13 protein-coding genes are annotated in these 13590 nt (G+C 69.9%); 10 read left to right on the top strand and 3 right to left on the bottom strand.

The features are described 5' to 3' along the window. The first annotated feature begins 43 nt into the window (after positions 1-43). Together BX283_RS28995 and BX283_RS29000 are read left to right on the top strand one after the other, a co-directional pair. Positions 44-1234 (top strand): spermidine/putrescine ABC transporter substrate-binding protein, encoded by a 1191-nt coding sequence (locus tag BX283_RS28995; RefSeq protein ID WP_101390421.1) that lies wholly within the window; start codon positions 44-46, stop codon positions 1232-1234. Between the two features lie 54 nt (positions 1235-1288). After that, a complete protein-coding gene (locus BX283_RS29000) occupies positions 1289-1813 on the top strand; it encodes a hypothetical protein (RefSeq protein ID WP_101390422.1) in 525 nt (174 codons plus the stop codon). 6 nt (positions 1814-1819) lie between these two features. Here the strand turns inward: BX283_RS29000 and BX283_RS29005 are convergent, their stop codons facing one another. After that, the gene (locus BX283_RS29005; RefSeq protein WP_101390423.1) at positions 1820-2509 is read right to left on the bottom strand and encodes a glycerophosphodiester phosphodiesterase; all 690 of its coding nucleotides are present in this window, start codon (positions 2507-2509) and stop codon (positions 1820-1822) included. 20 nt (positions 2510-2529) lie between these two features. Continuing rightward, complete coding sequence (locus tag BX283_RS29010) at positions 2530-3561, bottom strand: adenosine deaminase (RefSeq protein WP_101390424.1); 1032 nt, start codon at positions 3559-3561, stop codon at positions 2530-2532. Between the two features lie 391 nt (positions 3562-3952). Between BX283_RS29010 and BX283_RS42210 the strand changes: the two genes are divergently transcribed. Next, on the top strand, positions 3953-4417 hold the full coding sequence (locus BX283_RS42210) for a DUF4190 domain-containing protein (protein ID WP_306822827.1): 465 nt from the start codon (positions 3953-3955) through the stop codon (positions 4415-4417). 489 nt (positions 4418-4906) lie between these two features. On the opposite strand, the gene BX283_RS29020 is transcribed toward BX283_RS42210, so the two are convergent. Then, positions 4907-5455 carry an NADAR family protein gene (locus tag BX283_RS29020; RefSeq protein WP_101390426.1) on the bottom strand — a complete coding sequence of 183 codons (549 nt, stop codon included), beginning with the start codon at positions 5453-5455 and terminating at the stop codon, positions 4907-4909. 181 nt (positions 5456-5636) lie between these two features. On the opposite strand from BX283_RS29020, the gene BX283_RS29025 reads away from it, so the two are divergent. The 7 genes from BX283_RS29025 (at position 5637) to BX283_RS29055 (ending at position 13505) form a co-directional block, all read left to right on the top strand. Continuing rightward, entirely contained in the window at positions 5637-7154 is a 1518-nt protein-coding gene (locus tag BX283_RS29025) for a gamma-aminobutyraldehyde dehydrogenase (protein ID WP_180357496.1), read from the top strand. A gap of 79 nt (positions 7155-7233) precedes the next feature. Then, the gene (locus BX283_RS29030; protein WP_101390428.1) at positions 7234-8484 is read left to right on the top strand and encodes a spermidine/putrescine ABC transporter substrate-binding protein; all 1251 of its coding nucleotides are present in this window, start codon (positions 7234-7236) and stop codon (positions 8482-8484) included. 57 nt (positions 8485-8541) lie between these two features. Further along, the gene (locus tag BX283_RS29035) at positions 8542-9696 is read left to right on the top strand and encodes an ABC transporter ATP-binding protein (RefSeq protein WP_101390429.1); all 1155 of its coding nucleotides are present in this window, start codon (positions 8542-8544) and stop codon (positions 9694-9696) included. Then, positions 9693-10613, top strand: a complete 921-nt coding sequence (locus BX283_RS29040) for an ABC transporter permease (protein ID WP_101390430.1) — start codon at positions 9693-9695, stop codon at positions 10611-10613. Before BX283_RS29035 ends, BX283_RS29040 begins: the two co-directional genes overlap by 4 nt. Beyond that, positions 10613-11407, top strand: coding sequence for an ABC transporter permease (locus BX283_RS29045; RefSeq protein ID WP_101390431.1), 795 nt, complete (start codon positions 10613-10615; stop codon positions 11405-11407). Before BX283_RS29040 ends, BX283_RS29045 begins: the two co-directional genes overlap by 1 nt. 38 nt (positions 11408-11445) lie before the next feature. Continuing rightward, positions 11446-12867, top strand: a complete 1422-nt coding sequence (locus tag BX283_RS29050) for an FAD-binding oxidoreductase (RefSeq protein ID WP_257583916.1) — start codon at positions 11446-11448, stop codon at positions 12865-12867. A 170-nt stretch (positions 12868-13037) separates the two neighbouring features. Then, a complete protein-coding gene (locus tag BX283_RS29055) occupies positions 13038-13505 on the top strand; it encodes a hypothetical protein (protein ID WP_101390432.1) in 468 nt (155 codons plus the stop codon). Positions 13506-13590: the final 85 nt, after the last annotated feature.

Below are 13590 nucleotides of genomic sequence, written 5' to 3' on the forward strand. Positions count from 1 at the left end.
TACACCGGGGCGCGGGCATCCTTCCGGGGTGCGAGCCACCCCCTTGAAAGCTCAGAACGCCCAGAACCCCCTCTCCCGCCGCCACCTGCTGCGCGCGCTCGGCGGCGGGGCCGCCGCGGCCGCGCTGGCGGGCTGCGGAGTGCCCGCGGCGTATGTCGGACCCGGCGAGCGCGCGGCGCGCGACCGCTCGGCCGCCGACCACCGGCTCACCTTCGCCAACTGGCCGCTCTACATCGACACCGACGAGGACGACAAGTCGAAGCGGCCCACCCTCGACGCGTTCACCAAGAGCACCGGGATCTCCGTCACCTACACCGAGGAGATCAACGACAACGACGAGTTCTTCGGGAAGATCAGCCCGGCCCTGATGAACCATCAGGCCACCGGCCGGGACATCGTCGTGGTCAGCGACTGGATGGCGGCCCGGTTCGTACGGCTCGGCTGGGTGCAGGAGATGGACCGCGCCCGCCAGCCCAACGTCGCCAAGTACCTGGATCCGCAGCTCACTTCGCCCGCCTTCGACGAGGGCCGGCTGCACAGCGTGCCCTGGCAGTCCGGGATCACCGGCATCGCGTACAACAAGAAGCGGCTCGGCCGCGAGATCAAGCACACCGCTGACCTGTGGGACCCGCGCCTGGCGGGCAAGGTGACGCTGCTGTCCGGGCTCGACGAGTCGTTCGCGCTGCTGATGCAGGGCGACGGCGTCGACGTGACGCGCTGGACGGCCGACGACTTCCACCGGATGTGCGACCGGGTCGAGAAGCAGGTGCACAAGAAGCAGATACGCCGCTTCACCGGCAACGACTACATCAAGGACCTCTCCACCGGCGACGTGCTCGCCTGCCAGGCGTACTCGGGCGATGTGATCCAGCTCCAGGCGGACAACCCCGACATCGAGTTCGTGGTGCCCGAGGAGGGCGCCGAGCTGTGGGCCGAGTCGATGATGGTCCCCAACCTGGCCCGCCACAAGGCCAACGCCGAGGCGCTGATCGACTACTACTACGACCCGCACGTGGCGGCGGAGCTGGCGGTCTGGGTCAACTACGTCTGCCCGGTCCCGGCCGCCCGCGAGATCCTCGCGGCCTCCAGGGACAAGGACCGCGCGGAACTCGCCGAGGACCCGCTGGTCTTCCCGGACGCCGAGATGCGCCAACGGCTCGCGATCGCCCGGGACATCACGTCGGAGGAGCGGATGGAGTTCGCGAAGAGGTGGAACGCGATCGTGGGGCTCTAGCGGGAGCTCCGAGGCTGGTTTGAACGCGTTCAAGTCGCGGCGTAGGCTGCGATCATGAGCGAGCGAAGAGCCGTCCTCGTGCGGCGCATACGCCTGTGGCTTGCCGTCTTCATCGTCTGCCTCGTGCTGAGCGGACTGACCGCGTTCCCGCTGGTGCACGAACTGCGCTGGACGCAGGGCCTGCTGCGTGCCACCCCGGCGGGGGACTGGTTCCCGGGCCTGACGGGCTGGATCGACCGGGTGCGCGAGGGGCTCGACGCGACGGACGAGAAGTACCCCTTCGTCCTGTACGGAACGGACTGGCTGGCGTTCGCGCACCTCGTCATCGCGGTCGCGTTCTACGGGCCCTACCGCGATCCGGTGCGCAACATCTGGGTGATCGAGTTCGGGATGATCGCCTGCGCCGGGATCATCCCGCTGGCGCTGGTCTGCGGGCCGGTGCGCGGCATCCCCTTCTGGTGGTCGGTGATCGACATGTCGTTCGGGGTGTTCGGGGTGATCCCCCTGTACGTCGTCCGCCGGAAGATCAAGGAGCTGGAGGCGCTGACGGCGCCGGTCGCGGCACCGGCGCCGGTGTGAGCGCGGTCAGTGCGTACCCTCCGCCAGGACCGCGCGCAGCGCGTCCAGCCTGTTCGTGGTGACCGCGTCCACGCCCTGCGCGACCAGCCGCCGCATGGTCCGCCTGGTGTCCGCCGTCCACACGGACACGAGCATCCCGTCGCGGTGGATCCGCCCGGCCAGCTCCGGACTCATCAGCCCGAAGCGGTAGTTGAGCCAGCGCGGCTTCACCGCCGCGATCAGCTCGGGGCGCGGCGGCGCCAGCGTCGTCCAGGTCAGGGCGATCTCGGCGGACGGGTCGGCGGCGCGGACCTTCAGCATGGCGGCGGCGCCCGCGCAGTAGTACACGCGCTCGCCCGCCCCGCACTCGCGCACCGTGCCCACGACCGCGCGCACCGCCGCCTCCGTCGCACCGGGCAGATCGATCATCACCCGGTGCGCGCCCGCCGCCGCCAGGGCCGCGCGCAGGGTCGGCACGCCGGAGCGGGTCAGGTCGCGCACGTCCTCGTACACCAGGGAGGACAGCGGGCGGTCGTGGCCCCACAGCCGCTCCAGCGTGTCGTCGTGCAGCAGTACGGGGACGCCGTCGCGGGTGAGCCGTACATCGATCTCGACCGCGTCCGCGCCCCGCTCCAGCGCCGAGTGGATCGACGGGAGCGTGTTCTCGCGGACGCGGTACGGGTCGCCTCGGTGGGCCACGGCAGTCACGGTGCGCATGGGCCCATTGTTGTCGTGCGCTACGACGCGAGCCACTTCGTGGTGTAGTCGTCGATCTCGGCCGCGAGCTTCGTCTTGCCCGCCCCGTCGAGGAAGGACGCCTCGACCGCGTTCTTGGCGAGGCCGGCCACACCGCGCTCGTCCAGCTCCAGGAGGCGGGCGGCGACCGCGTACTCGTTGTTGAGGTCGCTGCCGAACATCGGCGGGTCGTCGCTGTTGACGGTGACCAGCACGCCCGCCCGCACCATTTCCCTTATGGGGTGCTGGTCGATGTCGGCGACGACGCGGGTCGCCAGGTTGGAGGTCGGGCAGACCTCCAGGGCGATCCGGTGGTCGGCGAGGTGCTTGAGGAGGTCCGGGTCCTGGGTGGCGCTGGTGCCGTGGCCGATGCGCTCGGCGCGCAGGTCGTTGAGGGCGTCCCAGATCGACTGCGGGCCGGTGGACTCGCCCGAGTGGGGCACCGAGTGCAGTCCGGCGGCGATCGCCCGGTCGAAGTAGGGCTTGAACTGCGGGCGCGGTACGCCGATCTCGGGGCCGCCGAGGCCGAAGGAGACGAGGCCCTCGGGGCGGATGCGGTCGTCGGTGGCGAGCCGGGTCGTCTCGGCGGCCGCCTCGAGACCGGCCTCGCCCGGGATGTCGAAGCACCAGCGCAGCACCGTGCCGAGTTCCTTCTCGGCCGCCTTGCGGGCGTCCTCGATCGCGTCCATGAAGGCGCGCTCGTCGATGCCGCGGCGGGTGGAGGAGAAGGGGGTGATGGTCAGCTCGGCGTACCGGATGTTCTGCCGGGCCATGTCGCGGGCGACCTCGTACGTGAGAAGCCGCACATCTTCCGGGGTGCGGATCAGGTCGACGACCGAGAGGTACACGTCGATGAAGTGCGCGAAGTCGGTGAACGTGAAGTAGTCCGCGAGCGCCTCGGGGTCGGTGGGGACCTTCGAGTCGGGGTGGCGGGCGGCCAGTTCGGCGACGATACGGGGGGAGGCCGAGCCGACGTGGTGCACATGGAGCTCTGCCTTGGGCAGGCCCGCGATGAACGGGTGCAGGTCGGTCATGGTTTCCTCCGCAGGCTCTGGCTTCCCTTTTCGGGGATCATGTTAGGCCGGGCGGATCCCCCGGTATCCCGTGGATCCCGTCGCGGGCGGGAGCTTTAGCATGTCGGAACCACGATGGGGGAGGCCCATGTCAGACAACCGCGATCAGCCGTCCCAGGGCGCCGGGCCCGGGGATCCGTGGGCACCGCCGGAGCGGAAGGTTCCGCTGGAGAAGCCGGGGCGGCCGGAGCAGGCGGGGCGGCCTGTGCATGATCAGCCGACGGTGACGTCGATGCCGGTGGCGGGGGAGTCCGGGCCGTCGGATGCGGCGGGGCCGGGTTCGGGTCCTGGTTCTGGTCCCGGTACCGGTCCTGGTCCTGGTCCGGTGGGTGGGTCCGGTTGGGGTGGGGCTGTGCCGCCGCCTCCGACCGCGCCGGGCGGTCCCGGCCAGGCGGTTCCGGGGAGTTACGGCTACCCCGCGTACCCCGGCTACCCCGGTTACGGCTACGGGCACCCCGGGTGGACCGGTATGGGTGGTCCGCTCAACGGCTTCGGCACCACGGCGCTGGTGCTCGGCATCGTCTCCGTCGTGCTGTTCTGCCTGTGGGGCCTCGGGATCATCCTGGGGATCCTCGCGCTGGTCTTCGGGTTCCTGGGGCGGGGGCGGGCCAAGCGGGGGCAGGCGACCAATGGGGGGCAGGCGCTGGCGGGGATCATTCTCGGGGCGGTGGGGATTGTGGTCAGTGCGGTGTTTCTGGGGCTGATGATCTGGGCCGTCACGAATGACGAGGACGGGGATGACTCGTCGGAGTACGACGACCCGTTCGCGACGTCGCTGGTCGTCCGGGATGTGCCCCCCACCCCGCCCCTTCCCTAAACCCTCCGGGGGTGGGTGGGGGGTGGAGGCTCGTCTCCCGGGGGCTGCGCCCCCGGACCCCTTGTTGCGGGGCCTGCGGCCCCTGCACCCCGCTTCGTTCGTCTGCGGACCGTGCTGGGCTGGTCGCGCAGTTCCCCGCGCCCCTGAAAGCGCCCCTCCGGGCCGCCCAGGGGATTGCCGCGCAGCGGCATTCTTAGGGGCGCGGGGAACTGCGCGAGCAACCGGCCACGGTCCGCAGACGAAGACCGGGCCAAGAAGGGGCGCGGGGAACTGCGCGCCCAGCCACCCACGGTCCGCAGACGAACTCCGGGCCATTAAGGGGCGCGGGGAACTGCGCGAGCAACCAGGGACGGTCTGCAGACGAACCCCGGGCAAAGAAGGGGCGCGGGGAACTGCGCGAGCAACCCGCCACGGTCCGCAGGCGAATCCCGGGCAAAAGGGGGCCCGGCCAGCCACCACGCCACCCGCAGACGAACCCCGGGCCCACGCCTACGCAGCCCGCAGCCCCTCCCGCGCCTCCATCAGCGCGAAGCCCAGCAGGTTCTCGCCCCGCCACTTCGACGGATCCTGCGCCTCGGGGGCGTCGGCTGCCAGGCCTATGCCCCAGATGCGGTCCAGGGGGCTGGCCTCCACCAGGACCCGGGTGCCGGTGGACAGGAGGTAGGCCTTCAGGTCGGGGGACTGGCCGAACTTGTGGAGGCTGCCCGCCACCACGATCCCGTACCGCTCCCGCTTCCACACCGCCTCGTCGAAGCCCCGGACCAGGCGGCCCGCCTTCTTCGCCTCCGCCGGGGTCCTCGCGGTGAGCGCCGCACGCTCCGCCTCCGCGTCGCCGAACAGGCGCGCCTTGGCCGCCATCATCCAGTGCTCGGCCGTCGCGTACGCCACGCCGTCCACTTCGAACGGCGACGGCCACCACTGGCTGAAACAGCTCGGTCCGAGCGCCCCGTCCCGCCGGGGCGTATGACCCCAGAAGTGCAAGAACTTGACCCGTTCACCATCCTTGACCTGCGCGATCAAATTGTCGATCTTCTCCATACACGCGAGTCTGGCATCCGCCACTGACACTCCGTACGGGTATTTACGGCCTGACCCGACACATGGTCGACAGATTCCGTCGCGTAACCAAAAGGCAACAACGGAATCACTTGTTGGTCAGGTGCCGCTCTGTCAGGATCGGCACTCAAATCGAGCTGGAGCTACGGAGACCGTGAGCGAGATGGGCAACAGCAACAGCAGTCGCTTCCCGGCGCAGGACCGTTTCGAAGGCGGCGCCCAGTACATCGGCGGGCGGTTCGCCCCCGGCACCTCGGGGCGCAAGCAGAACGTCGTCGACCCGGCCACCGGCGAGGTCGTCCACACCTACGAGCTGGCGGGCACCCAGGACGTGGACGCCGCCGTCGCCGCCGCCAAGGACGCCTTCCCCGGGTGGGCCGCCGCGACCCCGGCCGAGCGCTCCGACGCCCTGCACCGATTCGCCGCCGTCCTCGCCGACCGCGCGGAGGAGTTCGCGCAGGCCGAGTCGCTCCAGTGCGGCAAGCCGATCAAGCTCAGCCGGGAGTTCGACGTCCCGGGGACGGTCGACAACACCGCGTTCTTCGCCGGGGCCGCCCGCCACCTCCAGGGGCAGTCCGCCGGGGAGTACTCGGGCGACCACACCTCGTACGTCCGCCGCGAGGCCATCGGTGTCGTCGGCTCCATCGCGCCCTGGAACTATCCGCTCCAGATGGCCGCCTGGAAGGTCCTCCCGGCCATCGCCGCCGGCAACACCATCGTCCTCAAGCCCGCCGAGATCACCCCGTTGACCTCGCTTCTCTTCGCCGAGGCCGCCACCGCCGCCGGGATTCCCGACGGGGTCGTCAACATCGTCTCCGGTGCCGGGCGCGACGCCGGGGAGCACCTCGTCGGGCACCCCGACGTCGTCATGACCTCGTTCACCGGGTCCACCGCCGTCGGCAAGCGCGTCGCCGAGATCGCCACCGCCACCGTCAAGCGGACCCATCTGGAGCTCGGCGGCAAGGCGCCGTTCGTCGTCTTCGACGACGCCGACCTCGAAGCCGCCGTCCACGGCGCGGTCGCCGCCTCCCTCATCAACTCCGGCCAGGACTGCACCGCCGCCACGCGCGCGTACGTACAGCGGCCGCTCTACGACGCCTTCGTGGCCGGGGTCGCCGATCTGATGGCGACCGTCCGGGTCGGCGATCCCTTCGACCCGGCCACCGACCTGGGCCCGCTGATCAGCCACGTCCACCGCGACCGCGTCGCGGGGTTCGTGGAGCGCGCCCGCTCGTACGCCCGGATCGTCACCGGCGGCGCGGCCCCGAAGGGCGAGGGCGCCTTCTACCTGCCGACTCTCGTCGCCGACGCGCCGCAGGGCAGTGAGGTCGTCCAGGCCGAGATCTTCGGGCCCGTCCTCGCCGTCCTGCCCTTCGACTCCGACGACGAGGGCATCCGGCTCGCCAACGACACCCCGTACGGTCTCGCCGCCTCCGCCTGGAGCCGGGACGTCTACCGCGCGGGCCGCGCCACCCGGGAGATCAAGGCCGGGTGCGTCTGGGTCAACGACCACATTCCGATCATCAGCGAGATGCCGCACGGCGGCTATAAGGCGAGCGGCTACGGAAAGGACATGTCGGCCTACTCGTTCGAGGAGTACACGCAGGTCAAGCATGTGATGTACGACAATACTGCGGTCGCCGCGAAGGACTGGCACCGCACGATCTTCGGGGACCGATAAAGCATCCGATCAGCGGCGCCGCCGCGTGGCGGCCGTCTGACCAGCGGCCGCCACCTCCTCCCGAAAGGGCACACAGCGCATGGAGCAGTACGAGCCGGACCGCCTGTCCGGGCCCCAACTGGCCGCCATACAGCGCAGCCTGACCAGCGGCCGGGGCGCCCTGAGCCGCCGCTCGCTGATGCGGGCCACGGGCTTCGGCGCGCTCACCGCCGGCGGTCTCGCCGCGCTCACCGGCTGCGGCATCCCGGCCGCCAAGAAGACGGACGGCCAGGCCCCGGCGTCGACGGACCACTCGGCCAAGGAGAAGGTGATCAACTTCTCCAACTGGACCGAGTACATGGACGTCAGCGACGACAAGAAGCACCGGCCGACGCTGGAGGCGTTCGCCAGGCGGACCGGCATCCAGGTCAAGTACACCGAGGACATCAACGACAACGTCGAGTTCTTCGGCAAGATCAAGCCGCAGCTCGCGGCCGGCCAGGACATCGGCCGCGACCTCATCGTCGTCACCGACTGGCTCGCCGGGCGGCTCATCCGGTTCGGCTGGGCGCAGAAGCTCAACGCCTCGAACCTGCCGCACGCCTTCGCCAACCTCTCGGCGCCCTTCCGCACCCCCGACTGGGACCCGGGCCGGGCCTACTCGTACCCCTGGACCGGCATCCCGGCCGTCATCGCCTACAACTCCAAGGCGACCGGCGGCAGGACCGTCGACTCGGTCACCCAGCTGCTCGACGACCCCTCCCTCAAGGGGCGGGTCGGCTTCCTCACCGAGATGCGCGACACCGTCGGGATGACCCTGCTCGACATGGGCAAGGACCCGGCGAAGTTCACCGACGCCGACTACGACGCGGCGATCGGGCGGCTCCAGAAGGGCGTCGACAAGAAGCAGATCCGGCGCTTCACCGGCAACGACTACACGGGCGACCTGGACAAGGGCGACCTCGCCGCGTGCGTCGCCTGGGGCGGCGACGTCACCCAGCTCCAGTCCGACAACCCGGACATCAAGTACGCGATCCCGGCGGCCGGTTACATGCTCTCCAGCGACAACCTGCTGATCCCGGCGAAGGCCCGGCACCAGGCCAACGCCGAGCGGCTGATCGACTACTACTACGAGCCGGCGGTCGCGGCCCAGCTCGCCGCGTACATCAACTACGTGTGCCCGGTCGACGGCGTACGCGACGAGCTCAGCAAGATCGACCCCAAGCTGGCAGAGAACACGCTGATCCTGCCCGACAAGGCCATGGCCGCCAAGGCGCACTCCTTCCGCTCGCTCAGCAGTGAGGAAGAGACCAAGTACGAGGAGAAGTTCGCCAAGCTCATCGGCGCCTGACCACCCCCCGCCAGAAAAACCTCCCCTCGTCCCTCTCCACCCCTGGGATCGCAACCCATGACTGACGACAAGAACGACGGCGGCGACGTCCGCCTCACCGGGATCAGCAAGACGTACGGCTCCTTCACCGCCGTCCATCCGCTCGAACTGACCGTCCCGCAGGGCTCGTTCTTCGCCCTGCTCGGTGCCTCCGGCTGCGGCAAGACCACCACCTTGCGCATGATCGCCGGACTGGAGGAGCCCACCACCGGGACCGTCTTCCTCGGCGACAAGGACGTCACCGACCTGCCGCCCTACAAGCGGCCGGTGAACACCGTCTTCCAGTCGTACGCGCTCTTCCCGCACCTGAACGTCTCCGAGAACGTCGCCTTCGGGCTGCGCCGCCGGGGTATCAAGTCGGTGAAGAAGCAGGTCGACGACATGCTGGAGCTCGTCCAGCTCGGCGACTTCGCCGGGCGCAAGCCGCACCAGCTCTCCGGCGGCCAGCAGCAGCGCGTGGCGGTCGCCCGCGCGCTCATCAACCACCCGCAGGTGCTGCTCCTCGACGAGCCGCTCGGCGCCCTCGACCTCAAGCTGCGCCGCCAGATGCAGCTGGAGCTCAAGCGCATCCAGACCGAGGTCGGCATCACCTTCATCCACGTCACCCACGACCAGGAGGAGGCCATGACCATGGCCGACACGGTCGCGGTGATGAACGGCGGCCGCGTCGAGCAGCTCGGCGCCCCCGCCGACCTCTACGAGAACCCCAAGACCACGTTCGTGGCGAACTTCCTCGGCACCTCCAACCTCATCGAGGCCGAGGTCGTCGAGAAGAGCGGCGAGGACCTCGTCGTCACGGCGGGCGGCGCCAAGCTGAAACTGCCCGGCGGGCGATGTTCGGCCCCCGACACCAGCGGCGGGAAGATCCTCGTGGGCGTGCGCCCGGAGAAGATCTCCCTCGCCCACAAGGACGACGAGGGGTCGATAGCGGCAGGCCGCAACCGGGTCCCCGGACGGATCGTCGACTCCTCGTTCATCGGCGTCTCCACGCAGTACGTCATCGACTCCCCGGCGGGCTCGGGGCTCGCTGTGTACGAGCAGAACATCGAGCGCGACACCCGTCTGGTGCCCGGTGCCGAGGTCGTCCTGCACTGGAACCCGGCGCACACCTTCGGCCTCGACGCGGCGCAGGCGATCGACGCGGGCGTGGAGAAGGTCGAGGACGCCGCGTGAGCGCCCTGACCGAGGCGCCCGAGGCCGCCGACCTCCCCGTACGCAAGGCGTCGGTGCGCAAGCGGCTGGTGCCCTACTGGCTGCTGGTGCCCGGCCTGCTGTGGCTGGTCGTCTTCTTCGCGCTGCCGATGGTCTACCAGGCCTCCACCTCGGTGCAGACCGGCTCCCTGGAGAAGGGCTACCAGGTCACCTGGCACTTCCAGACCTACTGGGACGCCTTCAAGGAGTACTACCCGCAGTTCGTGCGCTCCCTGCTGTACGCGGGTACGGCGACCGTGCTGTGTCTGCTGCTCGGCTATCCGCTGGCGTATCTGATCGCCTTCAAGGCGGGGCGCTGGCGCAATGTGATCCTGGTGCTGGTCATCGCGCCGTTCTTCACCAGCTTCCTGATCCGCACGCTCGCCTGGAAGACGATCCTGGCGGACGGCGGCCCGGTGGTGCACACACTCAACTCGCTGCACGTGCTGGACGTGACGAGCTGGCTGGGCTTCACCGAGGGCGACCGGGTGCTGGCCACACCGATGGCGGTGGTCTGCGGCCTCACGTACAACTTCCTGCCGTTCATGATCCTGCCGCTGTACACGTCGCTGGAGCGGATCGACTCCCGGCTGCACGAGGCCGCCGGTGATCTGTACGCGACCCCCGCGACCACCTTCCGCAAGGTGACCTTCCCGCTCTCCATGCCGGGCGTCGTCTCGGGCACGCTGCTCACCTTCATCCCGGCGAGCGGCGACTACGTCAACGCCGAACTGCTCGGGTCCACCGACCAGAAGATGGTCGGCAACGTGATCCAGTCGCAGTTCCTGCGGGTCCTCGACTATCCGACGGCCGCCGCCCTCTCCTTCATCCTCATGGCGATCGTGCTGGTCATGGTCACCGTCTACATCCGCCGAGCCGGGACGGAGGACCTGGTCTGATGCGCTGGCTCCGACGCAATGTGATCGTCATCGCAGGGCTCGCGACCCTCGCGTACCTGATCCTGCCGAACGTCGTCGTGATGGTGTTCTCGTTCAACAAGCCGAACGGGCGCTTCAACTACTCGTGGCAGCGGTTCTCCACCGACGCCTGGCAGGACCCGTGCGGTGTCGCCGACATGTGCGGCTCGCTCTCGCTCTCGCTCCAGATCGCCACCTGGGCGACGCTCGGCGCGACCGTGCTCGGCACGATGATCGCCTTCGCGCTCGTGCGCTACCGGTTCCGGGCGCGCGGCGCGATCAACTCGCTGATCTTCCTGCCCATGGCGATGCCCGAGGTCGTCATGGCCGCCTCGCTGCTCACGCTCTTCCTCAACCTGGGCGCGCAGCTCGGCTTCTGGACCATCCTCATCGCCCACATCATGTTCTGCCTCAGCTTCGTGGTGACGGCGGTCAAGGCGCGCGTGATGTCGATGGACCCGAGGCTGGAGGAGGCCGCGCGCGATCTCTACGCGGGACCGTTCCAGACGTTCGTCCGGGTCACCCTGCCGATCGCCGCCCCCGGAATCGTCGCGGGCGCGCTGCTCGCCTTCGCGCTCTCCTTCGACGACTTCATCATCACCAACTTCAACGCGGGCTCCACCGTGACCTTCCCCATGTTCGTCTGGGGATCGGCACAGCGCGGCACGCCCGTGCAGATCAACGTCATCGGTACGGCCATGTTCGTCATCGCCGTAGTGGTGGTCGTCGCCGGCCAGCTCGTCGCGAACCGGCGCGGCAACAGTGCGAAAGCCTGAGCAGTAACTGACCGAACCCTTTGAGGGAGTTGGAAGTCATGGCCGTCACCCGAGCCATGCGCAGTGCGGCAGCCCATTCACTGACGGACGCCCAGCCCGTCCCCTTCTGGCTGGAGGACCCGGGCAGGCCCGGTGCCCACCCCGCCCTCGCGGGCGACGAGCGGTGCGATCTGCTCGTCGTCGGCGGCGGCTACAGCGGACTGTGGACCGCGCTCCTGGCCAAGGAGCGCGAGCCCGGACGCGATGTCGTGCTCATCGAGGGCAAGGAGATCGGCTGGGCGGCCTCCGGCCGCAACGGCGGCTTCTGCGCCGCCTCTCTCACCCACGGCCTGGGCAACGGCCTGGCCCGCTGGCCGGACGAACTGCCCCGCCTGGAGAAGCTGGGCGCGGCCAACCTCGACGCCATCGAGGCGGCCGTCGCCCGCTACTCGCTGGACTGCGACTTCGAGCGCACCGGCGAGATCGACGTGGCCACCGAGCCGCACCAGCTCGACGAACTGCACGAGATGTACGAGGAGGCGGTGGGGCTCGGCTTCGAGGGCCTCGAACTGCTCGACGCGGACGCGATGCGGGCCGAGGTCGACTCGCCGACCTTCCTCGGCGGCCTCTGGGACCGGCGCGGTGTGGCGATGCTCCACCCCGCCAAGCTCGCCTGGGGCCTCAAGCGGGCCTGTCTGGAACTGGGCGTACGGATCTACGAACACACCCCCGGCCTCGACCTGGTCTCGGCCGGTCCGGGCATGGTGGTGCGCACCCCGTACGGGCGGATCCGCGCCCGCCGGGTCGCGCTCGGCACCAATGTGTTCCCGTCCCTGGTCAGGCGCGTGCGGGCGTACACCGTCCCGGTCTACGACTACGCGCTGATGACCGAGCCGCTCAGCCCGGCGCAACTGGCCGCGATCGGCTGGAAGAACCGGCAGGGACTCGGCGACTCGGCCAACCAGTTCCACTACTTCCGGATCACCGCCGACCACCGCATCCTGTGGGGCGGCTACGACGCGATCTACAAGTACGGCGGGAAGGTACGGGCCGAGTACGACGACCGGCCCGCCACCTACCTCAAGCTGGCCGAGCACTTCTTCCGCTGCTTCCCGCAGCTGGAGGGGCTGCGTTTCAGCCATGCCTGGGGCGGGGCGATCGACACCTGCTCGCGCTTCTCGGCGTTCTTCGGCACGGCCCACGGCGGCAAGGTCGCGTACGCCGCCGGGTACACCGGCCTCGGCGTCGGCGCGACCCGCTTCGGCGCGGACGTGATGCTCGACCTGCTGGCGGGGGAGCGCACCGAGCGCACGGAACTGGAGATGGTCCGCAAGAAGCCCCTGCCGTTCCCCCCGGAGCCGGTCGCGTGGGCGGGCATCGGCATCACCAAGTGGGCCCTGGCGAGAGCGGACGCGAACGGGGGCCGGCGCAACCTGTGGCTGAAGGCGATGGACCGGGCAGGCCTGGGCTTCGACAGCTGACCGTCACGCGTTCAACTAGATCATTTCGCTCCGGTACGCGCGGGGGGCGCACAACCCGTGATCTTGGTGCGCCCCGGTTCACTACCGTTAAGTAGCCGAACCCGCGTCATACCCGGCCCCCAGCCCGCTCTCTCCCCGTGAAACGCCCCTCACGGAAGGAAGACCGGGTGATGAATGGCTCGGGCCCGAAGACAGCGGTGGAATGGCTGGCGTCGGTGGCGCCGGATCCCGACGCCTGCCGGTGGGAGTGGGAGCGCAACCCCCTCGGGGTGGCCCTCCTCCCCGCCGGCAGGCGCTGGGACGTACTGATCCTGCCCGGCGAACTCGGGCACCCCGCGCTCGACGTCCTGCTCCGGCTGGTCGACCGGCCGGGCCCCGTCCTGGCCGACTTCGGCGACGCCCGGCTGGGGTTCTTCGTCCCCCCGGGCACAGCCGCGCGCTGGCTCGGCACCGGGGTGCGCGGGGCCGGACCGGGCACCTGGATCGTGGTCCCGTATCCGGGCCGGATCAGCGGCGGCGTGCGCTGGCTCGTCCCGCCCGACGGCTCGGGCACTCTCACCGACCCCGCGCTCCTCGAACTCGCGATGCACGAGGCGGCGGCGCAGATCGCGCGGGAGGAGCGGGAGGGACGGGACTGAACGAGGTACTGCCAGAGGTCTTGACAACCCGATTGGTCTGGACCACATTGTGGCGGGCTCGGCCTCATCCCCGCCATCCCGGATC

Origin of the sequence: Streptomyces sp. TLI_146, assembly GCF_002846415.1 — a bacterium.
GTDB lineage: Bacteria > Actinomycetota > Actinomycetes > Streptomycetales > Streptomycetaceae > Streptomyces.